The 23,932-nt window shown below is 62.6% G+C and carries 22 protein-coding genes; 11 read left to right on the forward strand and 11 right to left on the reverse strand.

The features are described 5' to 3' along the window. Positions 1 to 158: 158 nt before the first annotated feature. The 7 genes from BBJ66_RS27445 to mmsB all read left to right on the forward strand — a co-directional run bounded on the left by BBJ66_RS27445 (position 159) and on the right by mmsB (position 7,292). Positions 159 to 1,364 carry an ABC transporter substrate-binding protein gene (locus BBJ66_RS27445; protein ID WP_049735732.1) on the forward strand — a complete coding sequence of 402 codons (1,206 nt, stop codon included), beginning with the start codon at positions 159 to 161 and terminating at the stop codon, positions 1,362 to 1,364. Positions 1,365 to 1,369: 5 nt separating this feature from the next. Continuing rightward, positions 1,370 to 2,152, forward strand: a complete 783-nt coding sequence (locus BBJ66_RS27450) for an ABC transporter ATP-binding protein (protein WP_049735733.1) — start codon at positions 1,370 to 1,372, stop codon at positions 2,150 to 2,152. Beyond that, the gene (locus tag BBJ66_RS27455) at positions 2,152 to 2,853 is read left to right on the forward strand and encodes an ABC transporter ATP-binding protein (protein ID WP_049735734.1); all 702 of its coding nucleotides are present in this window, start codon (positions 2,152 to 2,154) and stop codon (positions 2,851 to 2,853) included. The genes BBJ66_RS27450 and BBJ66_RS27455 overlap by 1 nt, the downstream gene beginning before the upstream one ends. A gap of 4 nt (positions 2,854 to 2,857) precedes the next feature. Continuing rightward, a complete protein-coding gene (locus BBJ66_RS27460; RefSeq protein ID WP_049735735.1) occupies positions 2,858 to 3,745 on the forward strand; it encodes a branched-chain amino acid ABC transporter permease in 888 nt (295 codons plus the stop codon). Between the two features lies 1 nt (position 3,746). Beyond that, the gene (locus BBJ66_RS27465) at positions 3,747 to 4,736 is read left to right on the forward strand and encodes a branched-chain amino acid ABC transporter permease (protein WP_049735736.1); all 990 of its coding nucleotides are present in this window, start codon (positions 3,747 to 3,749) and stop codon (positions 4,734 to 4,736) included. A 69-nt stretch (positions 4,737 to 4,805) separates the two neighbouring features. Next, the gene (locus BBJ66_RS27470) at positions 4,806 to 6,401 is read left to right on the forward strand and encodes a GMC family oxidoreductase (protein WP_049735737.1); all 1,596 of its coding nucleotides are present in this window, start codon (positions 4,806 to 4,808) and stop codon (positions 6,399 to 6,401) included. Between the two features lie 9 nt (positions 6,402 to 6,410). Next, entirely contained in the window at positions 6,411 to 7,292 is an 882-nt protein-coding gene (mmsB, locus tag BBJ66_RS27475; RefSeq protein ID WP_071091368.1) for a 3-hydroxyisobutyrate dehydrogenase, read from the forward strand. An 8-nt stretch (positions 7,293 to 7,300) separates the two neighbouring features. Here the strand turns inward: mmsB and BBJ66_RS27480 are convergent, their stop codons facing one another. The 9 genes from BBJ66_RS27480 to BBJ66_RS27520 form a co-directional block, all read right to left on the reverse strand. Continuing rightward, positions 7,301 to 8,080, reverse strand: a complete 780-nt coding sequence (locus BBJ66_RS27480) for an ABC transporter ATP-binding protein (protein ID WP_071091371.1) — start codon at positions 8,078 to 8,080, stop codon at positions 7,301 to 7,303. 98 nt (positions 8,081 to 8,178) lie between these two features. Continuing rightward, the gene (locus tag BBJ66_RS27485) at positions 8,179 to 8,937 is read right to left on the reverse strand and encodes a fumarylacetoacetate hydrolase family protein (RefSeq protein ID WP_071091375.1); all 759 of its coding nucleotides are present in this window, start codon (positions 8,935 to 8,937) and stop codon (positions 8,179 to 8,181) included. An 89-nt stretch (positions 8,938 to 9,026) separates the two neighbouring features. Continuing rightward, positions 9,027 to 10,406 (reverse strand): FGGY-family carbohydrate kinase, encoded by a 1,380-nt coding sequence (locus BBJ66_RS27490; protein ID WP_071091378.1) that lies wholly within the window; start codon positions 10,404 to 10,406, stop codon positions 9,027 to 9,029. Further along, positions 10,403 to 10,723 (reverse strand): L-rhamnose mutarotase, encoded by a 321-nt coding sequence (gene rhaM, locus BBJ66_RS27495; protein WP_071091381.1) that lies wholly within the window; start codon positions 10,721 to 10,723, stop codon positions 10,403 to 10,405. Before rhaM ends, BBJ66_RS27490 begins: the two co-directional genes overlap by 4 nt. After that, positions 10,720 to 11,730, reverse strand: a complete 1,011-nt coding sequence (locus tag BBJ66_RS27500) for an ABC transporter permease (RefSeq protein WP_049735743.1) — start codon at positions 11,728 to 11,730, stop codon at positions 10,720 to 10,722. The genes rhaM and BBJ66_RS27500 overlap by 4 nt, the downstream gene beginning before the upstream one ends. After that, on the reverse strand, positions 11,727 to 12,716 hold the full coding sequence (locus tag BBJ66_RS27505; protein WP_049735845.1) for an ABC transporter permease: 990 nt from the start codon (positions 12,714 to 12,716) through the stop codon (positions 11,727 to 11,729). The genes BBJ66_RS27500 and BBJ66_RS27505 overlap by 4 nt, the downstream gene beginning before the upstream one ends. Positions 12,717 to 12,726: 10 nt before the next feature. After that, positions 12,727 to 14,262, reverse strand: a complete 1,536-nt coding sequence (locus BBJ66_RS27510; RefSeq protein ID WP_049735744.1) for a sugar ABC transporter ATP-binding protein — start codon at positions 14,260 to 14,262, stop codon at positions 12,727 to 12,729. A gap of 72 nt (positions 14,263 to 14,334) precedes the next feature. After that, the gene (gene rhaS / locus BBJ66_RS27515) at positions 14,335 to 15,330 is read right to left on the reverse strand and encodes a rhamnose ABC transporter substrate-binding protein (RefSeq protein WP_049735745.1); all 996 of its coding nucleotides are present in this window, start codon (positions 15,328 to 15,330) and stop codon (positions 14,335 to 14,337) included. A gap of 46 nt (positions 15,331 to 15,376) precedes the next feature. Beyond that, positions 15,377 to 16,189, reverse strand: coding sequence for a DeoR/GlpR family DNA-binding transcription regulator (locus BBJ66_RS27520; protein ID WP_049735746.1), 813 nt, complete (start codon positions 16,187 to 16,189; stop codon positions 15,377 to 15,379). Between the two features lie 196 nt (positions 16,190 to 16,385). Here BBJ66_RS27520 and BBJ66_RS27525 point away from each other — a divergent pair, with 196 nt between their 5' ends. Together BBJ66_RS27525 and rhaI are read left to right on the forward strand one after the other, a co-directional pair. After that, the gene (locus BBJ66_RS27525) at positions 16,386 to 18,482 is read left to right on the forward strand and encodes a bifunctional rhamnulose-1-phosphate aldolase/short-chain dehydrogenase (RefSeq protein WP_071091384.1); all 2,097 of its coding nucleotides are present in this window, start codon (positions 16,386 to 16,388) and stop codon (positions 18,480 to 18,482) included. A gap of 217 nt (positions 18,483 to 18,699) precedes the next feature. Beyond that, positions 18,700 to 19,992, forward strand: a complete 1,293-nt coding sequence (rhaI, locus tag BBJ66_RS27530; protein WP_071091387.1) for an L-rhamnose catabolism isomerase — start codon at positions 18,700 to 18,702, stop codon at positions 19,990 to 19,992. Between the two features lie 66 nt (positions 19,993 to 20,058). Here the strand turns inward: rhaI and BBJ66_RS27535 are convergent, their stop codons facing one another. Then, positions 20,059 to 20,517, reverse strand: a complete 459-nt coding sequence (locus BBJ66_RS27535) for a carboxymuconolactone decarboxylase family protein (RefSeq protein WP_071091896.1) — start codon at positions 20,515 to 20,517, stop codon at positions 20,059 to 20,061. A gap of 127 nt (positions 20,518 to 20,644) precedes the next feature. On the opposite strand from BBJ66_RS27535, the gene BBJ66_RS27540 reads away from it, so the two are divergent. After that, complete coding sequence (locus BBJ66_RS27540) at positions 20,645 to 21,514, forward strand: sigma-70 family RNA polymerase sigma factor (protein WP_071091390.1); 870 nt, start codon at positions 20,645 to 20,647, stop codon at positions 21,512 to 21,514. Positions 21,515 to 21,679: 165 nt separating this feature from the next. Next, the gene (locus BBJ66_RS27545; RefSeq protein WP_071091393.1) at positions 21,680 to 22,894 is read left to right on the forward strand and encodes an amidohydrolase/deacetylase family metallohydrolase; all 1,215 of its coding nucleotides are present in this window, start codon (positions 21,680 to 21,682) and stop codon (positions 22,892 to 22,894) included. A 39-nt stretch (positions 22,895 to 22,933) separates the two neighbouring features. On the opposite strand, the gene BBJ66_RS27550 is transcribed toward BBJ66_RS27545, so the two are convergent. Further along, entirely contained in the window at positions 22,934 to 23,773 is an 840-nt protein-coding gene (locus BBJ66_RS27550; protein WP_049735751.1) for an IclR family transcriptional regulator, read from the reverse strand. Positions 23,774 to 23,932 lie beyond the last annotated feature (159 nt).

Consider the following 23,932-nt stretch of genomic DNA (forward strand, 5'->3'; position numbering starts at 1 on the left):
CAAAAATGAACAGATACTGTTTGGAATTAGTTGTAAACCACCCGTTGCTTCAACGCGGAATTTCCGTGATCGTAAGGAGAGGGTCCGTCGTTCTGAGGAGTGCGGCTGGCCAAATCTGAACAGAACTGCAATCTGGCTCATCTCTGGGAGGAGAGAATATGCGTAAGAATCTCATTGCATCAGTTGCATTTCTGCTGGCAAGCAGCACGGCGGTGCTCGCGCAGAGTGCGACCGACGGCAAGGTCAAGATCGGCATCCTGAACGACCAGTCGGGCGTCTATGCCGATTTCGGCGGCAAGTCCTCCGTCGAGGCTGCCAAGATGGCGGTCGAGGATTTCGGCGGCAAGGTGCTTGATGTGCCGATCGAGATCGTCGATGCCGACCACCAGAACAAGCCGGATATCGCTTCCAACATCGCCCGCCAGTGGTATGACACCGAGCAGGTGGATGCGATCATGGAACTGACGACCTCTTCGGTGGCGCTCGCCGTGCAGGCGATCGCCAAGGAAAAGAAGAAGATCGATATCGTCACCGGCGCTGCGACGACCGATCTCACCGGCAAGGCCTGTTCGCCCTACGGCTTCCACTGGGCTTACGACACCCATGCGCTCGCCGTCGGCACCGGCGGCGCCCTCGTCAAGCAGGGCGGCGACAGCTGGTTCTTCCTGACCGCCGACTATGCCTTCGGCTATTCGCTGGAGCAGCAGACCAGCGACTATGTCAAGGCGAGCGGCGGCACGGTTGTCGGCGCGGTCCGCCATCCGCTGTCGACCCAGGACTTCTCGTCCTTCCTGCTGCAGGCGCAATCATCAGGCGCCAAGGTGATCGGTCTCGCCAATGCCGGCCTCGATACCTCGAACGCCATCAAGCAGGCGGCCGAATTCGGCATCACCCAGGGCGGCCAGCATCTGGCGGCGCTGCTCTTCACGCTCGCCGAAGTGCATGGCCTCGGTCTCGAGGCGGCGCAGGGGCTGACGCTGACCGAAGGCTATTACTGGAACCGCGATGACGAAAGCCGCGCCTTCGCCAAGAAATTCTTCGCCCGCACCGGCAAGATGCCGAACATGATCCATACCGGCACCTATTCGGCGGTGACGCAATATCTGAAGGCGGTGCAGAAGGCCGGCACCGACGAGACGGAAGCCGTCGCCAAACAGCTGCATGAAATGCCTGTTGATGACGTCTTCGGCCGCGGCGGCACGGTCGGCGCCAATGGCCGCATGATCCACGACATGTATCTGCTGCAGGTCAAGAAACCGGCCGACAGCAAGGAGCCGTGGGATTACTTCAACGTTCTCGCCACCATTCCCGGCAAGGAAGCCTATATCGATCCCGCCAAGAGCGGTTGCGATCTGGTGAAGTGAGCGCGATGGCGGTTTCCGCGATTGAAACTCAGGCGAAGCCGCGGGTGGTTTTATCCGCCCGCGGCCTGCGCCGCGATTTCGGCGGCTTCACCGCCGTCAAGAACGTCGATCTCGACGTGCATGACGCCAGCGTGCATGCGCTGATCGGCCCAAACGGCGCCGGCAAGACGACCGTCTTCAACCTGCTGACCAAGTTCCTGCAGCCGACGGCAGGCACGATCACCCTGATGGGCACCGACATCACCGGAACGCCGCCCGACAGGGTGGCGCGCATGGGGCTGGTGCGCTCCTTCCAGATCTCGGCGGTCTTCCCGCATTTGAGCGTTCTCGACAATGTGCGCGTGGCGCTGCAGCGGCCGAACAATCTTTCCACCCAGTTCTGGCGGCCGCTCTCGGCGCTCGACCGGCTGAACGAGCGCGCCGAGCAACTGCTCGCCAGCGTCGGGCTTTCCAAGGAGCGCGATCATATCGCCGCCGATCTTTCCTATGGCCGCAAGCGGGTGCTGGAGATCGCCACGACGCTGGCGCTGGATCCGAAAGTGCTGCTGCTCGACGAGCCGATGGCCGGCATGGGGCTTGAGGATGTCGGCGTCGTCTCGGCGATCATCCGCGATGTCGCCCGTGACCGGGCGGTGCTGATGGTCGAGCACAATCTCTCCGTCGTCGCCAATATCTGCCAGCATGTCACCGTGCTGCAGCGCGGCGAGATCCTCGCCGAGGGCGACTACGCCACCGTCAGCCAGGACGAGCGCGTGCGCGTCGCCTATATGGGCACGGAGGAGCATTGATGGCCGCTCTCCTCGAAGTCCAGGGACTGAACGCCTGGTACGGCGAAAGCCATATTCTGCACGGCGTCGACATGCGCGTGGGCGAAGGCGAGACGATCACCATTCTCGGCCGCAACGGCGTCGGCAAGACGACGACATTGCGCACCATCACTGGCATCGTGCGGGCCCGCAAGGGCAGGATCAGCTTTGCCGGCAGCGACATGATGCAGGTGCCGCTGCACAAGACGGCGCATCGCGGCATCGGCTTCGTGCCGGAGGAGCGCGGCATCTTCTCGACGCTGACCGTGTCGGAAAACCTGCTGCTGCCACCTGTCGTGGCGAAGGGCGGCATGACGCTCGATGAGATCTACGAACTCTTCCCCAATCTCTACGAGCGCCGCGGCAGCCCGGGCACCAAACTCTCAGGCGGCGAGCAGCAGATGCTGGCGATCGCCCGGATCCTGCGCACCGGCGTCCGGCTGCTCATTCTCGACGAACCGACGGAGGGGCTTGCCCCTGTTATCGTCCAGCGCATCGGCGAGGTGCTGCAGACGCTAAAGGGACGCGGCATGACGATCCTGCTCGTCGAGCAGAACTTCCGCTTCGCCAGCCGTATTGCCGATCGCTTCTATCTGATGGATCATGGGCAGATGGTGTCGGAATTCCCGGTCGGCGAACTGCCGCAGCGCATGGATACGCTGCACAAGGTTCTGGGAGTATGACCAGATGACGATGATCTTTGGCATTCCCCTGCAGGCGCTGCTCGGCCAGCTGTTGATCGGCCTGATCAACGGTTCGTTCTATGCGCTGCTCAGCCTCGGCCTCGCCATCATTTTCGGCTTGCTCCGAGTGATCAACTTCGCTCACGGTGCGCAATATATGCTCGGCGCCTTCGCCGCCTATCTGCTGCTCACCTATGCCGGCATCGGCTACTGGCCGTCGCTGATCCTGGCGCCCGTCATCGTCGGGTTTGCCGGGGCGATCATCGAGCGACTGTTCCTGCGCCGGCTCTACGATCTCGATCCGCTTTACGGCCTGCTCTTCACCTTCGGCCTGGCGCTCGCGGTCGAAGGGACCTTCCGTTATCTCTACGGCTCGTCCGGCCAGCCCTATGCGACGCCAGCGGCTCTTGCGGGCGGAGCGAACCTCGGCTTCATGTTCCTGCCGATCTATCGCGGCTGGGTGGTCGTCGTGTCGCTGGTCGTCTGCCTCGGCACATGGCTGCTGATTGAGAAGACCAAGCTCGGCGCCTATCTCAGGGCCGCCACCGAAAATGCCGTGCTGGTGCAGGTCTTCGGCGTCAACGTGCCGGTGCTCTTGACGCTGACTTACGCGCTCGGCGCCGGTCTTGCCGCCTTTGCCGGCGTGCTGGCGGCGCCGATCTACCAGGTCTCGCCGCTGATGGGCTCGAACATGATCATCGTCGTCTTCGCCGTGGTCGTCGTCGGCGGCATGGGATCGATCATGGGCGCGATCATCACCGGTTACGTGCTCGGCATCGCCGAGGGTCTGACCAAGGTCTTCTATCCCGAGGCTTCCAACATCGTGATCTTCGTCATCATGGCGATCGTGCTTCTCATCAGGCCCGCGGGCCTCTTCGGCCGGGATGCTTGACATGGCTGACATCACCGACACCATCCGCACGGAAAAAAGCCGGACCGCCCTTTCGGTCCAGGCCGGTTTCCTGCTTGCCGGCCTGCTGCTCCTGCTGCTTGCGCCGTTCTTCTTCTATCCGATCTTCCTGATGAAGCTGCTCTGCTTCGCGCTTTTCGCCTGCGCCTTCAACCTGCTGCTCGGCTACACCGGCCTGCTCTCCTTCGGCCATGCCACCTTCTTCGGGGGCGCGGCCTATTTCACCGCCTATACCGTGAAGGAATGGGGCCTGCCGCCGGAGCTCGGCATCCTGATCGGCGTGGCGGGTGCGGCGTTCCTCGGCCTGGTGATGGGTTTCTTCGCCATCCGCCGCCAAGGCATCTATTTCGCGATGATCACGCTGGCGCTGTCGCAGATGTTCTTCTTTTTCTGCCTGCAGGCGAAGTTTACCGAAGGCGAGGACGGCATCCAGTCGGTGCCCCGCGGCCATCTCTTCGGCTTCATCGATCTGAACAGTTCGACCAACATGTATTATTTCGTGCTTGCTGTGTTCATCATCGGGGTGCTGATTATCTGGCGCTTCATCAATTCGCCCTTCGGCATGATCCTGAAATCGATCCGCGAGAACGAAAACCGGGCGATCTCGCTCGGTTATTCCGTGGCGCGCTACAAGCTCGGCGCCTTCGTCATGTCGGCAGCCCTTGCCGGGCTCGCGGGCGCGGTAAAATCGATCGTCTTCCAGTTCGCGACGCTCACTGACGTCGCCTGGCAGATGTCGGGCGAGGTGATCCTGATGACGCTGCTCGGCGGCATCGGCACGCTGATCGGCCCGCTCTTCGGCGCCGGGCTGGTGGTGGCGCTGGAAAACTACCTCGCGACGTCGGAATTCCCGGTGACGATCATCACCGGCATCGTCTTCATGGTCTGCGTGCTGATCTTCCGCCGCGGCATCATCGGCGAATTCTACGCTTCGCGGCTGGGGCGGAAACTGGGCTTCGTCTATCGCCGCTGAACGGGCGAACCTCTTTCCGTCCGGCGGGGAGAGGGAAGCAGCAAGCATCTGAAGTTTCGTGTGGGGCAGATGGATCGATACGACTATATCATCATCGGGGCGGGCAGCGCCGGCTGCGTGCTTGCCAACCGGCTGTCGGCCGATGGCAGGAGCCGGGTGCTGCTGCTGGAGGCCGGCGGCAGCGACAATTACCACTGGATCCATATCCCTGTCGGTTATCTCTATTGCATCAACAATCCGCGCACCGACTGGTGTTTCACCACGGCGCCGGAAGCCGGACTGAACGGCCGGGCGCTCAGCTATCCGCGCGGCAAGGTGCTCGGCGGCTCCTCCTCGATCAACGGCATGATCTATATGCGCGGCCAGGCGCGCGATTACGATCTCTGGCGGCAGATGGGCTGCAGCGGCTGGGGCTGGGACGATGTTCTGCCCTTCTTCCGCAGGTCCGAGGATTTTTATCGCGGCGAAGACGAGATGCATGGCGCCGGCGGCGAATGGCGCATCGAGAAGGCGCGGGTGCGCTGGGCCGTGCTCGATGCCTTCCAGCAGGCGGCGAGAGAAGCGGGCATTCCGGAGACGGCGGATTTCAACCGCGGCAGCAACGAAGGCTCCGGCTATTTCGACGTCAACCAGCGTTCCGGCATTCGCTGGAACACCTCGAAGGCCTTCCTGCGGCCGGCGATGAAGCGCTCCAACCTGACCGTCCTGACCAAGGCGCAGGTCCGCCGGCTGCTGGTCGAGGAGGGGGCGGTTGCCGGCGTCGAGTTCCAGCATGGCGGCGTGGCGAAACGCGCCTATGCCGGCAAGGAAACCATCCTTTCCGCCGGTTCGATCGGCTCGCCGCATATTCTGGAACTCTCCGGCATCGGCAAGGGCGAGGTTCTCCGCCAGGCGGGTGTCGATGTCGTCACCGAGGTGAAGGGTGTGGGCGAAAACCTGCAGGATCATCTGCAGCTGCGGCTCGCCTATAAGGTGACGGGTGTCCCGACGCTGAACGAGAAGGCGACCAAGCTGATCGGCAAGGCGGCGATCGGGCTCGAATATCTCGTTCGCCGCTCCGGACCGATGGCGATGGCGCCGAGCCAACTCGGCATCTTCACCCGCTCCGGCCCGGACCGGGAAACGCCCGACCTGCAATATCACGTGCAGCCGGTCTCGCTGGAGAAGTTCGGCGATCCCGTCCATCCTTTCCCGGCGATCACCGCGAGCGTCTGCAATCTGAGGCCGGAAAGCCGCGGCTCGGTGCATCTGTCGAGCCCGGATTTCGCCGCGCAGCCGACGATCAGCCCGAAATATCTCTCGACACAGCGCGATCGTGACATAGCTGTCCGTTCGATACGGTTGACGCGCAGGATCGTCGCGCAGCCTTCCTTCGCGAGGTTCCGGCCGGAGGAATTCAAGCCGGGGCCCGACTATCGGACCGAGGCCGATCTGGAGCGGGCGGCGGGCGAAATCGGCACGACGATTTTCCATCCGGTGGGTACCTGCCGCATGGGCGCCGACCGGGACAGCGTCGTCGATCCGCGGCTGAAACTCAGGGCGCTCGGCAAGCTCAGGATCGCCGACGCTTCGGTGATGCCGTCGATCACCTCGGGCAACACCAATTCGCCGACGATCATGATCGCCGAAAAGGCGGCGGCGATGATCCTCGAAGACAATCGATAGGAGAAGACCATGGCAAGGATCGCATTCATCGGGCTTGGCAATATGGGCGGGCCGATGGCGGCCAATCTCGTCAAAGCAGGTCACGAGGTCCTCGGTTTCGATCTCGCGGCCTCGGTGCTGAAGGCGGCCGAAGAGAGTGGCGTCAAGCCGGCAAGCCATGCCAGCCAGGCGGTCAAGGACGCTGAGATCGTCATCACGATGCTGCCGCAGGGCAGGCACGTGCTGACGGCCTGGACCGATATTCTGCAGACCGCGGCGCAGGACACGCTGGTCATCGATTGCTCGACAATCGATGTCGACAGCAGCCGCAAGGCGCATGAGATGGCCAAGGCCGCAAGCTGCCTGTCGCTCGACGCGCCCGTCTCCGGCGGCACCGGCGGGGCGACCGCCGGCACCCTGACCTTCATGGCGGGCGGTTCGGACGAGGCCTTCGCCCGGGCGAAACCGATCCTCGAGGCGATGGGCAAGAAGATCGTCCATTGCGGCGAAGCCGGCGCCGGCCAGGCGGCGAAGATCTGCAACAACATGATCCTCGGCATTTCGATGGTCGGCGTCTGCGAGGCCTTCGTGCTCGCCGAAAAACTCGGCCTCTCGCATCAGGCACTTTTCGACGTCGCTTCGACCTCATCCGGCCAGTGCTGGGCGATCAATACCTATTGCCCGGTGCCCGGGCCGGTCCCGACCTCGCCGGCGAATAATGACTACAAACCCGGTTTCGCCGCCGCACTGATGCTGAAGGATCTGAGGCTTTCGCAGGAGGCGGCGCTGGCGAGCGGCGCGTCGACGCCAATGGGTGCGGAGGCGGCGCAGCTTTTTGCGCTCTTCGAAAAACAGGGTAACGGCGGACGGGATTTCTCCGCCATCATCGAGATGTTCCGCGAAAAGGTATAGCCGACGGCCTACAGGAGATAGCTGACCGGCTCGTTGCGCACCGGATGCGGAAAGACGCCCATGCCGACGCCGAAAATCGAATGCAGCGTATCGGCCTGCATGATCTCGGCGGGCGTGCCTTCGGCGGTGATCCGGCCGCGGTTGAGCGCGACGATCGCATCGCAATAACGCGCGGCGAGATTGATGTCGTGCAGCACGATGATGACGGTCAGCCCGCGTTCGTGGCTGAGCTCCTGCACCAATGAGAGGACGCTTGCCTGATGGGCGAGGTCGAGCGCCGACGTCGGCTCGTCCAGCAACAGGCAGCGGGCGTCCTGGGCGAGCATCATGGCGATCCAGGCGCGCTGACGCTCGCCGCCGGACATGTTGGCGACGAGGCGATCGGCAAAATTCTCGAGCTCGGTGCGGACGATCGCCTCCTCGACCTTGTTGCGATCGGTCGCGGTGAAGCGGCCGAGCGTGCCGTGCCAGGGAAAACGGCCGAGCGCCACCAGTTCGCGCACGGTCATGCCGTCGGTCGCCGGCGTGAACTGCGGCATGTAGGCGAGGTGCCGGGCAAATTCGCGGGCACCCCAATCACCCGCCGGCTTGCCGTTGAAGGTGATGGCGCCGGATTTCGGCGCGACCTGGCGGGCGATGATCTTCAAAAGCGTGCTTTTGCCGGAGCCGTTCGGCCCCACTAGACCGTAGATGCGGCCCTGCTCGAGCGTCAAGTCGATGCCATGCAGGATGGATTTCGGCCCGATGGCATATTCGATTCCCGACAGGGCGAGGAAAGGCGAAGGCATGATCTGCTCCAGGTTCGGCGCTGCGAACGGGCTCGGTAGGGCGAACCCTCCCTTTCCCTGCAAAACTAAACCGGAATTGTCAACTTACGCTTCGGACATTAAACCTTCGACACGGAAAAGTGCAGTCGGCTGTCCCCGAACAGGATATCGATCTCGCCGGGTTCGGTCAGTTCGATCGCGCCGCTCAACGTGCCTGTGGTGATCAGCGCGCCTGCCTTTAGCGATGTCTCGGGGCGCAGACCGTCATTGGCGTAATCGACAAGCCAGGTGAGGACGTCGCCCTTCGGATGCTGTGCCGGGCCGTCATAGATCGTGCGGCCGGCATGGGTAACCTTGAGCGGCGTGCCACCGGCGGTATCGACAGCACTTTTGTCGAGCTTCGGGCCAAGCACATAGCCGCTATTGCCGAGGCGGTCTGAAGTAAACAACAGAAAGGAGATGCTGCCACCTTCCTTGACGGCGCTGACCAGCAGCTCGGAGCCGAGATGGGCGGCGGAGATCGCCTCGACGACCTCGGCGCGGCTATAGGGAGTGCCGGTGCGGGTCGGCAGGTCCTTGCCGAGGCGCACGGCGATCTCGGTTTCGAATTTCAGGCCCGGATACCAGGGGATGCTGGCGCCGGCGGCGGCTTCGGCATAGGGATGCAGCGGACCGGTGACCGCCTGACCCTCAGGCGAGACCGTCACCTTCCAGGCATTGCTGGAAATGCCGTCGGCCGCGGTCAGGAAATTCTGCGCCTCCATCGCCTGATGCAGATCGGCCGGCAGCGCGAAACTGCCGGTTTCTTCCTGCCTGCCGGCCTGGCGCAGGCTGTGAAGCCTGGCTGCGAGCCCGCGTGGATCGAATGCCTCTGTCATGCTGTCTCCTCGACTTGGTTTTCGAGGGGCACACTAACCGCAAGGCAGGAGCGAGCAAGACCGTTCTTGGGCCGTCTTTGGAAAAGCTCTTATTCCATCGCCGCGTACCAGCGATCGCGATAGACGGAAAGCCCCGCGATCTCGGACGGCGGAACATGCGTCTCGGCGCCGGATATCGGCCGGATGCCGGTGAGAAGGGCAGCCCCCTGGCTTGTGCCGGTCGAGCCGGGAAGGGCCAGGACCTCGCGGCCGATGAGCGCTGCAAGCAGCTTCAGATAGGTCTCGTTGAGCGCAAAGGGACCCTCGACGATAACCGGGCCTTTGGCGCCGGTCAGTCCGAGGCAGGCATCGGTCATCAAAGCGAGATAGAGGCAGGCGGCGGCATGACGCTCCTCGCGGCTCGCCTCGTCGGCGCCGATCCAGCGGCTGGTCTTTCCGGGGAAGGGCCCGGAACCGGGGACAATGTTGGGCAGCATCATCATGCCCTTTTCGACGACCGGGCCGATCGCCGCCTGCGCGGCCGTTTCGTCGACAGGGCCGATTTCGGCCGAAAGGATCTCGAATTCCCGCCCGCCCATGAAACGCGAGGAGGGAACGGCGCGACCATAGGCATCGACATTGGCGAGCGCATCGCGGCCCGGATCGAGATGATCGAGATCGCCGCCGACGCCGAAATTGATGACCCAGGTACCGGTGGAGACGACGGCGAAAGGGGCCTGCCGATGGACGAGATGCGGCAGCAGCGAGGCGTTGGAATCGTGAATGCCGCAATAGACCGGCACCGGTGCGGCAAGGCCAAGCGCGGCGGCGATTTCGGGCAGGACCGGGCCGAGCGCATCGAAGGCGGACCGGATCGGCGCCATCAGATCGCGGATGCCGAGCTTGTCGACGAGCGAGGAATAGTCTGATGTTTTCGGGTTCCAGAGGTCGGTATGGCAGCCGAGCGAGGTCAGTTCATTGACGGCGACACCGGTCAGCCGCGCCGTCCAGTATTGCGCATAGGTGAGGATGGTTGCGACCCCAGCGAAGTCTTCCGGAAAGGCGCTCTTCTGGTAGTGCAGCTGCGCGCCGACATTGAGCCCCATCGCCAGGCGCGGCGAGAAGGTTTCGCCGAAGGAAGGACGCAAGGCAGTATAGGCATTGCGGATCGCTTCTGGGTATTCATGCTCGTAGTCGATCACGGGCATGGCGAGCGCACCGTCCCGGTCGAGCAGCGCGGCTGCAGCGCCATGGGTGGTGATCGAGATGGCGTCGAAGCCGGGTTCCCGCGCAAGGCTCTTCAGCGCGTCGAGGGCGAAGGACCACAGAGCTTCGATATCATAATGCGGGTAGGGGCCGGTCTTGATCGTGATGTTCGGCCGTTTCAGGACGGCGATCTCGGCGCCGGTCGCGCTGTCGAGCACGACGACCTTGGCATTGGTCTTGCCGATGTCGAGAACGGCGATGCGGCGATAGGAATTGGCGGTCATGGCATATGGAAGAGGGTGACGAGGTCGCTTTGAACAGGCGAATTGTCCGGATTTACAGCCATGATATCGGCCATGTGAGCCCACCATTTCTTCATGACGGGATGCTCCGGCAGGCTCGCCATCGTGTGACCGGCAGGCCGCGTCAGCACGCCGAACAGCGTGTTGGTGTCGCGGTCGAGATGAATGGAATAGTCGCTGGCGCCCGACTGGTGCAGGAGATCGACCAGTTCCGGCCAGATTTCGTCATGCCGCTTGCGGTATTCGGCTTCCATGCCGGGATTGAGCTGCATCTTGAAGGCGTGTTTTTCCAAGGTCATCGGGAGCTCATGAGCTTGATGCGACGGGCGATGATCGGGATGGCGATAGTGATAATCAGCAGCAGGCCAATGAAGATCGACATGACGATGCCGGGCACGTTCAAGAGGCCGAGGCCGAAGGTGACGAGGCCCATGACGAAGGCGGCGATGACGACGCCGCCGATCGTGCCGGAGCCGCCGAGGATCGAGATGCCGCCGAGCACGACCATGGTGACGACTTCGAGCTCCCAGCCTTGCGCGATCGACGGCCGGGTCGAGCCGAGGCGCGAGGTCAGGCAGACGGCGGCAACACCGCTCATGACGCCGGTCAGCAGGAAGAGGATGAATTTGACGCGCTCGACCGGGATGCCGGAGAAGCGGGCGGCGAAATCATTGTTGCCGATCGCATAGACCTGCCGGCCGAAATTCGTCGCATGCAGCAGGATGGCGAAGGCGATTGCCAGCACGAAGAACAGCACGAATTCGAAGGAGAATACCCAGAAGACATAGCCCTGGCCGAAATAGGCGAAATCAGCAGGGTATTTGCCATAGGCCTGGTCGCCGAGCACAATATAGGAAATGCCGCGGAAAAGGCTCATCGTGCCAATGGTGACGACGATCGACGGCAGTTTCAGCACCGAGACCAGCACTCCGTTAAAGGTGCCGCAGGCAAGGCCGGTGCCGATGCCGATCAATACCAGGCCCGGCGTGCCGACGCCAAGCTGCGCTGCCGCCCCCATCGCCGTAGAGGCTAGCGCGATAATCGCGGCGACGGAGAGGTCGATCTCGCCCGAGATGACCAGCAGCGCCATGGCGAAGGCGATCATTGCCTTTTCGGTGAAGTTGAAAGTGGCGTCCGAAAGATTCCAGGCATCGAGGAAATAGGGTGACGCCAGGGAATTGAAGACGAAGATCAGGACGGCGACGGCAAAGAGCAGGACTTCCCAGCTCGCGGCGATGCGGCGGAAGGGGGTGCCGAGCCGGTCGGGAATGATGCGCTTTTCGGGTGTTGAAGACATCATGCTCATACTGCGACCTCCGCTGCGGCGCGGTCGCGCAGGATGATGCGGCCGCGATTGCGCTCGCGCCGGGCATTGAAGGCGACGGCGAGAATGATGACGGTTCCGGAGATCGCCATCTGGGTGAAGGGTGAGATGCCGATTACCGGCAGCGCATTCTTGATGACGCCGAGGAAGAGTGCGCCGAGCACGGTGCCGGCGACCGAGCCGACGCCGCCGGCAATCGAGATGCCGCCGATGACGCAGGCCGCGACGCTGTCGAGCTCGAAGCCGTTGGCGATATCGACATAGGCGACGGCATAACGCGACACCCAGAGATAGCTCGCCAGGCCGGCGAGCGCGCCCGAGAGCACGAAGGCCAGGAATTTCGTCCGGCCGGTATCGATGCCGGCATAGACGGCAGCCGTGGGATTGCCGCCGGTCGCATAGGCCGAGCGGCCGAACGGGCTGTAGCGCAGCAGCATGTACATCAGCGCGACGATGATGATCGCAACCCAGCTCAGCACCGGCAGGCCGAGGATCGGCGTGCGGGGGACAGCCAGGAAAGTCGGCGTCATCTGATGGGCGTTCACCCAGGCGCCGCCCGAGAGCACGAAGGCCATGCCGCGATAGATGGTGAGCGTGCCGAGGGTCACGACGATCGGCGGGATTTCCAGCCGCCACACGAGGAAGCCGTTGATAGCGCCGAGGGCGGCGCCGATCACGACCGCGGCGAGGATCAGCACGATCAGCGGCAGGCCCGGAAAGGCGGCGTTCATCATCGCGATCGCCATGCCGGTAAAGGCAAGGTTGGCGGCAACCGAGAGGTCGATCGATTTCGTCAGGATAACCGTCATCTGGGCAAGGCCCAGAATGATGAGGATCGCTGTGTCGTTGAAAATGCCGGCGAGATTATCCGGTGTCGCGAAATCGGCCGCCCGCGTCGAGAAGATGCCAATCATCAGCACGATGATGGCAAAGAGCAGGGTTTCGCGTTTTCTGATCAGTTTGGCCATGCCCATCACCTCATGCATTTCCGGTCGCCGCGCGCACCAGCGCTTCCGGCGAAAGCTGATCGCGCTCGAAGAGCCCAGCCGATAGGCCTTCCTTCATGACAAGCACACGGTCCGACATGCCGATGATTTCGGGCAGTTCGGAAGAGATCATGATGATGGAGAGGCCCTCGGCCGCAAGCTCGCTGATGAAGCCGTGGACGGCAGCCTTCGAGCCGATGTCGATGCCCTTTGTGGGTTCATCGAGGATGATGACCTTGGGCATGGTGGCGAGCCACTTGCCGATGACGACCTTCTGCTGGTTGCCGCCCGACAGCGTGCCGACCGGCACGGAGAGGGCGGCGGCGCGCAGATCCAGTCGCTCGGCATATTTGCGGGCGAGCGCGAATTCTTCCGCCGCCTGCAGGAAGCCCTTGCGCGAGGTCCGCGTCAGCGACGGCAGCGTCATGTTCTGATAGATCGGCATCGGCAGCGCCAGGCCGTGGCGGCCGCGCTCTTCCGGCACATAGACGATGCCGGCTTTGATCGCATCATGCGGCGAGTTGATCGAAATCTCCCGGCCTTCGAGCGTCAGCCGGCCGGAGAGCGGCCGGGTGATGCCGAAGAGCGACTGTGCGAGTTCCGACCGTCCGGCGCCGATCAGGCCGTAGATGCCGAGAATCTCACCCTTGCGCAGGGTCAGCGAAATATCGCGGAATTCGGTGCGGTGGCTGTATTTTTCCACTTCGAGCACCGGAGCGCCGATCGCCACGTCGATTTTCGGAAAGGCGTTCTCGACGTCGCGGCCGACCATCATGCGGACGATCTCGTCCTGCGGCGTTTCCTTGAGCCGGCCCTGGCCGATGGCGCGGCCGTCGCGGAAGACGACGAAATCGTCGGCGATCTCGTAAACCTCGTCGAACTTATGGCTGATGAAGAGGATCGCCTTGCCCTGTTCCTTCAGGCCGCGGACGATGCGGAAGAGATCGTCGATCTCCTTGCGGGAAAGGGCGGCCGTCGGCTCGTCCATGATGACGATGCGGGCCTCGATCGACAGAGCGCGGGCAATCGCCACCAAGTGGCGCTGCGCAATCGAGAGGTCTTTCAGCCGGATCGTCGGATCGATATTGCTTTCAAGCGCCGTCAGCAGCGTCTTCGAGCGGCTGTTCATCACCTGCCAGTCGATGGTGCGAAAGCGCGTGCGCGGCGCATGGCCGAGGAAGATGTTTTCGGCAACCGTCAGTTCGTCGAACAGCACGGTTTCCTGATGGATAGCGGTGACGCCGGCATCGATCGCCGCCTGGGCGCTGGCGAAGGTCACTGTCCGGCCGTCGACCAGGATCTCGCCTTCGTTCGGCCGGTAGATGCCGGTCAGGATCTTGACGAGCGTCGATTTGCCGGCGCCGTTTTCGCCGATCAGTGCTGTCACCGTGCCGGGATGAAGGGCGATGCTGACATTGTCGAGCGCCTTCACGCCCGGAAAGATCTGGGAGATGCCGCGCATTTCCAGAATGGCGGGCGCATCGCCGGTTTTGCTGTCCGTGGCGGTTTGTTGGAAGGCGGCGTTCATCAGATTTCTACCAGTGTCGAATGGGAAATCCCGGCGGCTTGAGGCCGCCGGGTTTTTCTGTGTTTCTTCGGATCAGAAGACCTTGGAGAACTGGTCGATGTTCGAGGCATTGTAGACGAAGGGATCAGCCATGGCGGCTTCGCCATTGTCGCCGATCTTGATCTTGCCCATGCGGCCGGCTTCGATTTCGCTGCCCGGCTTGCCGTCGGCATCACCCTTTGCCAGGTGATAGGCGATCTGCGTTGCAGAGTAGCCGAGGTCGATCGGATTCCAGATGGCGAATTCCTTCGTGGCGCCCGATTTGATCGCGCCGGCCATTTCGGACGGCAGGCCGAGACCGGTGACGTAGACCTTGCCGACAAGGCCTTTGTCTTCGACGACCTTGGAAGCGGCGAGAACGCCGACCGTCGTCGGAGCGACGATGACCTTGACGTTCGGGTTCGACTTCAAGAGGCCTTCGGCTTCACGATAGGACTTATCCGAGAGGTCGTCGCCGTAAACCGTGGTGACGAGGTTGAGGCCCGGGAAATCCTTGAGCTGCTTCTTCATCTGGTCGATCCAGATATTCTGGTTGGTCGAGGTGGTCGTTGCCGACAGGATGGCGAAGTCACCCTTGCCGCCTTCCAGATGATCCTTGGCGAGCGTCAGGCACATCTTGCCGATCAGCTCGTTGGACGACGGATTGAGCTGCAGGATACGGCCTTCCGGTGCGACGCCGGAATCCCACGAAATGACCTTGATGCCGCGCTGGGCAGCCTTCTTCAGCGCCGGAACGAGCGCGTCGGGGTCGTTGGCCGAAACGGCGATGGCATCGACGCCCTGGGCGATCAGCGAGTTGATCACTTCGATCTGGCCTTCGGCCGTCGTCGACGTCGGGCCGGTGTAGATCACTTCTACGCCGCCGAGTTCCTTGGCGGCTTCCTGGGCGCCCTTGTTGGCGGCGTCGAAGAAGCCGTTGCCGAGCGACTTGACGACCAGGCCGATCTTGATGTCCTTGGCGCTGGCGGTGCCGGCCATCATGGCGACGGCGAGCGCTGCGCCGAGCGCAAGTGTCTTTGCGAGTTTCATGTACTTTCCTCCCTTAAAGATTAGACTTCCACACCTCGCCGGCGCCTCATGCGACCGACGAGGAATCCTCCTTCACCGCCTGGGCCACCGGACTTGCGACAACGAGCCGGACGCCGGCATTCTCGACCATGCGAGCCGCCTCGTCCGAAATCGCGTCATCAGTGATGATCACAGACACGCGGTCGAGCGCGCAGAGAATGAGGCTCGACCGGCGATTGAATTTGCTTGAATCGGCCATGACGACGAGTTCGTCGGCCTGGTGCATCAGCTTCTGCTCGCTCTGGATAATGAGGGCGTCCGCCTCCATGATGCCGAGCGGGCCGACGCCCTGGGCGCCGATGAACATGCGCCGCGCATAAAAATTGCGGATGGCGTCATTGTCGAAAGGCGACAGGATCAGGCTCTGCTCGCGGTAGATCGCGCCGCCCGGCACCGTCACCGTGTTTTTGGAATGTTTGACCAGATGTTCGGCGATCGCGAAGGAGTTGGTCATCACCTGCAGGCGGTGGCCGGCCATGTAATGCACCATCTGGAAGGTCGTCGTGCCGCCATTGATGATGATGGCGTCGCCGGCTTCGCAGAGATCGACGGCCGCGCGGGCAATTGCGCGCTTTTTATCGATGTTGACTGATTCTGACACCCGAAAGGGTCGGCCGGCAAGATTGCCGAGCTGCGGCGGATGCACCGCTTCGGCGCCGCCGCGGACACGGCGGATCTTGCCCTGCACGTGAAGAGCCGCAATGTCGCGCCGGATTGTCGCTTCGGAAGCTTCCGTCAGCTCGGAAATGTCCTGGATCGTAACGACGGACTTTTCCTGAACGGCGCTTAAGATAATGCGATGGCGTTCGCGTTCGTGCATTGGGCTCCTCCTCTTGTCATATTTATTTCGTATCCGTTAAAGACTGTCAATCACAAACGATCATAAATTTTCATATTGCGCTGCACAATAATCGAATTTGATCGTTTTCGATTGACAAGCGCACTTTTGATGCGCGATACCGTGAGCGAAAGGGCGCGCTGATCGCTGCGCCTTGCAAGCCTATAGGGAGGATGACATGGCGGCGAACGTCCGGCTTTTGGAAAACCGGTGGGATGATGGTTATGCGGCGGGCCTCGATGAGCCCGGCAAGCTGCTCTATCGCTCCAATCTGCTCGGCGCCGACAAGCGCATCACCAATTACGGCGGCGGCAACACCTCGGCGAAGGTGATGGAAACCGATCCGCTTGATGGCGGCAAGGTCAAGGTGCTCTGGGTAAAGGGCTCGGGCGGTGACGTCGGCACGATCAAGCTCGACGGTTTCGCCACCCTTTACCAGGACAAGCTGGAATCGCTGAAATCCATCTATAAAGGTGTCGAAGACGAAGACCGCATGGTCGGCTTCCTGCCGCACTGCACCTTCAACCTCAACGGCCGTGCCGCCTCGATCGACACGCCGCTGCATGGTTTCGTGCCTTTCACCCATGTCGATCATATGCATCCTGACGCCATCATCGCCATTGCCGCCTCGAAGAATTCGAAAGAATTGACGCAGCAGATCTTTGGCAACGAGATCGGCTGGCTGCCCTGGCGTCGTCCGGGCTTCCAGCTCGGCCTCGATCTCGAAGCCTTCGTCAAGGCGAACCCGAATGCCAAGGGCGTTGTGCTCGAAAGCCACGGCCTCTTCACCTGGGCGAATGATGCCAAGGCCTGCTACGAGCTGACGCTCGACATCATCAACAAGGCGATCGTCTGGTTTGCCGAAAAGACCGAAGGCAAGACGATTTTCGGCGGCGCGGTCACTGAGAGCCTGCCCGTTGCCGCGCGCCGCGCCATCGCCGCCCGGCTGATGCCGGAGATTCGCGGCCGCATTGGCAAGCAGGAACGCAAGCTCGGTCATTTCGACGATCAGGACGCCGTGCTCGAATTCGTCAATTCGAAGGATTTGCGCCCGCTCGGCGCGCTCGGCACCAGCTGCCCGGATCATTTCCTGCGCACCAAGATCCGCCCGCTGATCGTCGATTTCGACCCGGCCAGGCCGGATGTAGACGCGATCGTTGCCGGCCTCGACCAGGCGCTGGAGGATTACCGCGCCGATTACGCCCGCTATTACAACGACTGCAAGCATGACAATTCGCCCGCCATGCGCGACGCCAATCCCGTCATCTTCCTCGTTCCCGGCGTCGGCATGCTGTCCTTTGCCCGCGACAAAGCGACGGCACGCATCGCCAGCGAATTCTACGTCAACGCCATCAACGTCATGCGCGGCGCCTCGACGGTTTCGGAATATCAGGGCCTGCCGGAACAGGAGGCCTTCGATATCGAATACTGGCTGCTCGAAGAGGCGAAGCTCCAGCGCATGCCGAAGCCGAAGAGCCTCGCCGGCCGGGTGGCCTTCGTCACCGGCGGCGCCGGCGGCATCGGCCGGGCGACGGCGGCGCGCCTCGTCGGCGAGGGCGCCTGCGTGGTGCTTGCCGATATCGACCAGGCGGCGCTTGAAGGCACCGAGGCCGATTTCGTCAAGAAGTTTGGCGCCGACGCCGTGCGCAGCGTCCGGCTCGACGTCACCAAAGAAGATGCGGTGATCGCCTCCTTCGCGGAAGCCTCGGTCGAATTCGGCGGCATCGATATCCTCGTCTCGAATGCCGGCATTGCCTCCTCCGCGCCGATCGAAGCCACCGAGCTTGCGACCTGGAACCGCAATATCGATATTTTGGCGACCGGCTATTTCCTCGTTTCGCGCGAAGCCTTCCGGCTGTTCCGCCGTCAGGCGCTCGGCGGCAACATCGTCTTCGTCGCCTCGAAAAACGGTCTCGCCGCTTCGCCGAATGCCTCTGCCTATTGCACGGCAAAGGCTGCTGAAATCCATCTCGCCCGCTGCCTGGCGCTGGAAGGCGCGGATGCCGGCATCCGCGTCAACACCGTCAATCCGGATGCGGTGCTGCGCGGCTCGAAGATCTGGAGCGGCGAATGGCGCGAACAACGCGCCGCCTCCTCGAAGATCGAGGTGGATGATCTCGAGGAACATTACCGCAAGCGTTCGATGCTGAAACTCAACGTGTTTCCGGAGGATATCGCCGAGGCGATCTACTTCCTGGCCTCGGACCTTTCGGCAAAATCGACCGGCAATATCATCAACGTCGATGCCGGCAACGTGCAGAGCTTTACGCGGTAATAGCTAATCGGCGGCGGATGTGTCTGCCCCTCACCCTCACCCTCTCCCCGTTCAGACGGGGAGAGGGGACTTGCCCAACGATATGTTGGAGTGGGACGGAGACGGTGCGGCATATCCCCTTCTCCCCGTCTGAACGGGGAGAAGGTGCCGGCAGGCGGATGAGGGGGCGGGCCCCGCGGCAGTCCCAATGTAGAAATTGCATAACCGGGAGGAAAAAATGGCCGAGTTCAGGATCGCACAGGATCTGGTCGCGACAGAAAACGACAAGCGGGCAACCGCACTGAAAGCCGACTACGAGGCGCTGGGCGCGAACCTTGACCGCCGCGGCGTCGATATCGAAGCAATCACCCGCAAGGTCGCCGAGTTTTTCGTCGCCGTTCCCTCCTGGGGCGTCGGCACCGGCGGCACACGTTTTGCCCGCTTCCCAGGCACCGGCGAGCCGCGCGGCATCTTCGACAAGCTCGACGATTGCGCCGTCATCAACCAGCTGACGCAGGCGACACCGAATGTCTCGCTGCATATTCCCTGGGACAAGGCGGATGCCCGGGAGTTGAAGGCCAAGGGCGATGCGCTCGGCCTCGGCTTCGACGCGATGAATTCGAACACCTTTTCCGATGCGCCGGGACAGGCCCATTCCTATAAATACGGTTCGCTCAGCCATACCGATGCGGCGACGCGGGCGCAGGCGGTCGAGCACAATCTCGAATGTATCGCAATCGGCCAGGCGCTGGGTTCCAAGGCGCTCACCGTCTGGATCGGCGACGGCTCGAACTTCCCCGGCCAGAGCAATTTCACCAGGGCATTCGAGCGTTACCTCGCTTCGATGGCCGACATCTACAAGGCGCTGCCGGACGATTGGAAGCTCTTCTCCGAGCACAAGATGTACGAGCCGGCCTTCTATTCGACGATCGTGCAGGATTGGGGCACCAATTACCTGATCGCCCAGACGCTCGGCCCCAAGGCCCATTGCCTCGTCGATCTCGGCCATCATGCGCCGAACACCAATATCGAGATGATCGTCGCTCGGCTGATCCAGTTCGGCAAGCTCGGCGGCTTCCATTTCAACGATTCCAAATATGGCGATGACGATCTCGACGCCGGCGCGATCGATCCCTACCGGCTGTTCCTCGTCTTCAACGAACTGGTCGATGCCGAGCAGCGTGGCGTCAACGACTTCAACCCGGCCCATATGATCGACCAGTCGCACAATGTCACCGACCCGATCGAAAGCCTGATCAACAGCGCCAACGAAATCCGCCGCGCTTATGCGCAGGCGCTGCTCGTCGACCGCAAGGTGCTCGACGGATACCAGCAGGACAATGACGCGCTGATGGCGTCGGAAACCCTGAAGCGCGCCTATCGCGCCGATGTCGAGCCGATCCTCGCCGAAGCCCGGCGCCGGGCCGGCGGCGCGATCGACCCGATCGCCGCCTACCGCGCCAGCGGCTACCGCAGGAAGGTGGCGGCCGAGCGTCCCGCCTCCGCTGCCGGCGGCGGCGGTATCATCTGAGTTTCGACCTCAATAAGAGAACGATTGCCGGCAGCGCAGGGGTGACCCGCTGCCGGCAATTGCCGTTTACGGCTTCCAGGCGCCGGCGATCTGGCGGGTGGCGATGTTCAGCCGGTTCCAGACATTGATATTGGCGATGGCGATGACGAGGGCCGCAAGGCTCCTGCCGTCATAGTGCCGGGTCGCCTCGTCCCAGATCTCGTCCGGCACGGGGTCGGCGCGGTCGCTGGTGCGGGTCACCGCCTCGGTCAGCGCCAGGGCTGCCCGCTCGGCTTCGCTGAAATAGGGCGTGTCGCGCCAGGCGCTGACGGCGAAAAGCCGTTCGTCCGTCTCGCCGAGCTTCTTTGCGATGCGCGGATGCCCGTCGATGCAGACGCTGCAGCCATTGATCTGGCTGGCGCGCAGATTGACGAGTTCGAGCAGCTTCGGTGAAAGGCCGGTCTCGGTCGGCACCTTGCCGAGGGCAGTGAGCGCCTGCATGGCCTCGGGAAGGACCAGCGCGGGATTTCCCATTCTCTCCTGCATGGCCAATTTTTCTTGCATGGTATGTCTCCTTGATGCGTTTTACTCTTCGACGATCCGCCGGCGCTGTCACATCGGCCGGGTTTCATTCGTCATGGCCTTGACGGAACGCAGCGGAGGAATGTGACAAATGGACGAGAAAAAATGGCTGGCCGACGAATTCGAGGCGAACAGGGCGCATCTGCGGGCCGCCGCCTATCGCATGCTTGGCTCGCGTAGCGAGGCAGAGGATGCGGTCCAGGAAGCCTGGCTGCGGCTCAGCCGCACCGATACGACCGATGTCGGCAATCTCGGCGGCTGGCTGACGACAGTGGTGGCGCGCATCTGCCTCGACATGCTGCGCACCCGCAAGACGCGGCGCGAGGAGCCGCTGGAAATGCCGGTCCATGCCGCGATCGCCGATCCGGCAAACGATCCGGAGCGGGACGCAGCCTTCGCCGAATCGGTCGGCGTGGCGTTGCTGGTCGTGCTGCAGACGCTGGCGCCCGCCGAACGTGTCGCCTTCGTGCTGCACGATATGTTCGATCTGCCCTTCGACGAGATCGCGCCGATCATTGGCCGCTCGTCTGCTGCCGCCCGCCAGCTCGCAAGCCGCGCCCGCCGCCGGGTGCAGGGCGTCGACGAGGCGCCCGATGTCGATTTCGGCCGCAAGCGGACGGTCGCGGAGGCCTTTCTGAGTGCATCGCGCAACGGCGATCTGGAAGCGTTGCTTGCCGTGCTTGCCCCCGATGTCGTCTTCCGGCCGGATGTAACGGCGGCGCGATTCGGCACGATCGGCGAAATGCGTGGCGCAGATGAGGTTGCCCGAGCCTTCAAGGGCCGGGCGCAGGCGGCAGAAATCGCCGTCGTCGACGGCGAACTCGGATTCGTCGTGCAGATCGGCGGCCAGCTCCGCGTGGTCGTGGCGCTGACGATCGCCGATGGCAGGATCGCTGCGATCGACGCCATTGCCGATCCGGATCACCTGGAACGGCTTGATTATTCGATCCTTCGGGATTGAAAATAAACGCGGATTTACCGGATCCCCGCAACAGGCGCACTATAGAACGAGCGCGCCGTTGCCGTTTCCCGAGCGATGGAGACCGCCTCATTTTCCTTGACAGCTGCATCTTCAGCTTTATTCTATTATAAAGATTTATATAGCATAACTGTGGAATTCACCGATATGATCGTATCAGGCGACCAGGCGAAGAAGCCGCTTCTTCTCAGCAATATCAGACCGATGGCTTTCGGTGCCGGCACAGCCGAGGGGACGATCGACATTCTGATCGATGCCGAGGGCCGGATCGCCAAGATCGGTCCGTCGCTTGCGGTGTCCGATGATGTGACGCACATCGACGGCAAAGGCGCCTTCGTCTCACCCGGCTGGATCGATCTGCACGTGCATATCTGGCACGGCGGCACCGATATTTCCATTCGCCCCTCCGAATGCGGTCTCGAGCGCGGCGTCACCACGCTGGTCGATGCCGGCTCGGCCGGCGAGGCGAATTTCCACGGTTTCCGCGAATATATCATCGAGCCCGCCCGCGAGCGCATCAAAGCCTTCCTGAACCTTGGCTCGATCGGTCTCGTCGCCTGCAACCGCGTCGCCGAACTCAGGGATATCAGAGATATCGATCTCGACCGTATCCTCGAAGTCTATGCCGAAAACAGCGAGCACATCGTCGGCATCAAGGTGCGCGCCAGCCATGTCATCACCGGCTCCTGGGGCGTCACCCCTGTCAAGCTCGGCAAGAAGATCGCCAAGATCCTGAAAGTGCCGATGATGGTGCATGTCGGCGAGCCGCCGGCGCTCTATGACGAAGTGCTGGAGATTCTCGGTCCCGGCGACGTCGTCACCCATTGTTTCAACGGCAAGGCCGGCTCGAGCATCATGGAGGACGAGGATCTCTTCAATCTCGCCGAGCGCTGCGCTTCCGAGGGCATCCGCCTCGATATCGGCCATGGCGGCGCCTCCTTCTCCTTCAAGGTGGCGGAAGCGGCGATCGCGCGCGGGCTGCTGCCCTTCTCGATCTCGACCGACCTGCACGGCCATTCGATGAATTTTCCGGTCTGGGACCTGGCGACGACGATGTCGAAGCTGCTCAGCGTCGGCATGCCCTTCGACAAGGTGGTGGAAGCCGTCACCCATGCGCCGGCATCGGTCATCAAGTTGTCGATGGAGAACCGGCTTTCGGTCGGCGCAAAAGCCGAATTCACCATTTTCGACCTCGTCGATTCAGAACTCGAAGCGACGGATTCCAACGGCGATGTCTCGGTCTTGAGCAAGCTGTTCGAGCCGCGGTACGCGGTGATCGGCGCCGATGCCTTTACCGCCAGCCGCTACGTGCCGCGGGCACGCAAACTCGTGCGCCACAGCCATGGTTATTCCTACCGGTAAGATCCGCCGCCGGGCTTGGTTCGACTGCTGAGGAAAGCCTCAGCGGTTGCGCCAGCCCATCAGCTTTTCGATCCGCTCCGCCGAACTGCGCACATGCGCGGTATAGTGGTTCTCGTCGGAAAAAGCCTTCTGTTCCGGCAGCACGATGGAAATGGTGGCGACGCACTGGCCGTCGCGGTCGCAGATCGGCGAGGCGATGCAGGCAACCGCATAATCCGATTCTCCTGCCTGGATCGACAGGCGCGACTCGAAGGCCTTGCCGGCGGCTTCCGACAGCGTTCGCGGATCGATCTCGGCACGGCCGGTCGGTGACGAGCGGGCGCAGCGTTTGAACAGTTCGATGCGCTCCTCCTCGGGCAGGTGGCCGGCGAGCAGGCGGCCCGACGCCGTCCAGTTCAGCGGCACCCGGGTGCCGACGCGCGACGCCACCTGGAAGTGGCTCGGGCCGTCGGCCATGGCCAGCACCAGCATATAATCGCCATCGCGGCCGCAGACCTGCACGGTTTCGCCGGCCTGGCGGCAGAGATCGTGCATTTCGTGGGTGGCGATGCTCATGAAATCCAGCGACCGGGCATAGGCGAGCCCGTAATGATAGAGCCGGGCACCGAGCCAGATCGAACCATCGGCCTGGCGCGTCAGCATGTTCTTCTCGACCAGATCGTCGACGATGACGTAAACGGTCGACAGCGGCGCCTTCACCGCCTTGGCGATGGCATAGACGCCGGCGGGCGAGCCGGTCTCATAGAGATGATCGATCACCTGAAGCGCACGGTCGATGCCGCTGACGCGCGCGCGGCGCGCACCCTTGCCGGCGGCTTCTTCGGCATGGCCCTCATCTTCGGAGTAAACTGCGGGTGATGTCTTTCCGTCCAATTCCACGCACCTCGTTAAACTGCGATCATGTTACATTACTATGGCATAGCGGTCGCCGTGGCAAATCGCAACATCTTGTAGGTTGATCGTGCGGTCGGATGCGAAGCGGGGATGGTTCTCGCCGCGGTGCTACTGCTCGGGAAGAACTCCACCATAAACTGGAAC

Source organism: Rhizobium sp. RSm-3, from assembly GCF_001854685.1.
Classification (GTDB): Bacteria; Pseudomonadota; Alphaproteobacteria; order Rhizobiales; family Rhizobiaceae; genus Rhizobium; species Rhizobium ecuadorense.

Coding starts and splice junctions, on each gene's coding strand:
- BBJ66_RS27525 (WP_071091384.1), top strand. CDS start 16,386: ATGGCGGCGAACGTCCGGCTTTTGGAAAACCGGTGGGATGATGGTTAT.
- rhaS (WP_049735745.1), bottom strand. CDS start 15,330: ATGAAACTCGCAAAGACACTTGCGCTCGGCGCAGCGCTCGCCGTCGCC.
- rhaM (WP_071091381.1), bottom strand. CDS start 10,723: ATGACCTTGGAAAAACACGCCTTCAAGATGCAGCTCAATCCCGGCATG.
- BBJ66_RS27470 (WP_049735737.1), top strand. CDS start 4,806: ATGGATCGATACGACTATATCATCATCGGGGCGGGCAGCGCCGGCTGC.
- BBJ66_RS27450 (WP_049735733.1), top strand. CDS start 1,370: ATGGCGGTTTCCGCGATTGAAACTCAGGCGAAGCCGCGGGTGGTTTTA.
- BBJ66_RS27480 (WP_071091371.1), bottom strand. CDS start 8,080: ATGCCTTCGCCTTTCCTCGCCCTGTCGGGAATCGAATATGCCATCGGG.
- BBJ66_RS27455 (WP_049735734.1), top strand. CDS start 2,152: ATGGCCGCTCTCCTCGAAGTCCAGGGACTGAACGCCTGGTACGGCGAA.
- BBJ66_RS27505 (WP_049735845.1), bottom strand. CDS start 12,716: ATGGCCAAACTGATCAGAAAACGCGAAACCCTGCTCTTTGCCATCATC.
- mmsB (WP_071091368.1), top strand. CDS start 6,411: ATGGCAAGGATCGCATTCATCGGGCTTGGCAATATGGGCGGGCCGATG.
- BBJ66_RS27540 (WP_071091390.1), top strand. CDS start 20,645: ATGGACGAGAAAAAATGGCTGGCCGACGAATTCGAGGCGAACAGGGCG.
- BBJ66_RS27465 (WP_049735736.1), top strand. CDS start 3,747: ATGGCTGACATCACCGACACCATCCGCACGGAAAAAAGCCGGACCGCC.
- BBJ66_RS27545 (WP_071091393.1), top strand. CDS start 21,680: ATGATCGTATCAGGCGACCAGGCGAAGAAGCCGCTTCTTCTCAGCAAT.
- BBJ66_RS27490 (WP_071091378.1), bottom strand. CDS start 10,406: ATGACCGCCAATTCCTATCGCCGCATCGCCGTTCTCGACATCGGCAAG.
- BBJ66_RS27535 (WP_071091896.1), bottom strand. CDS start 20,517: ATGCAGGAGAGAATGGGAAATCCCGCGCTGGTCCTTCCCGAGGCCATG.
- BBJ66_RS27460 (WP_049735735.1), top strand. CDS start 2,858: ATGACGATGATCTTTGGCATTCCCCTGCAGGCGCTGCTCGGCCAGCTG.
- BBJ66_RS27485 (WP_071091375.1), bottom strand. CDS start 8,937: ATGACAGAGGCATTCGATCCACGCGGGCTCGCAGCCAGGCTTCACAGC.
- BBJ66_RS27445 (WP_049735732.1), top strand. CDS start 159: ATGCGTAAGAATCTCATTGCATCAGTTGCATTTCTGCTGGCAAGCAGC.
- BBJ66_RS27520 (WP_049735746.1), bottom strand. CDS start 16,189: ATGCACGAACGCGAACGCCATCGCATTATCTTAAGCGCCGTTCAGGAA.
- BBJ66_RS27510 (WP_049735744.1), bottom strand. CDS start 14,262: ATGAACGCCGCCTTCCAACAAACCGCCACGGACAGCAAAACCGGCGAT.
- BBJ66_RS27500 (WP_049735743.1), bottom strand. CDS start 11,730: ATGAGCATGATGTCTTCAACACCCGAAAAGCGCATCATTCCCGACCGG.
- rhaI (WP_071091387.1), top strand. CDS start 18,700: ATGGCCGAGTTCAGGATCGCACAGGATCTGGTCGCGACAGAAAACGAC.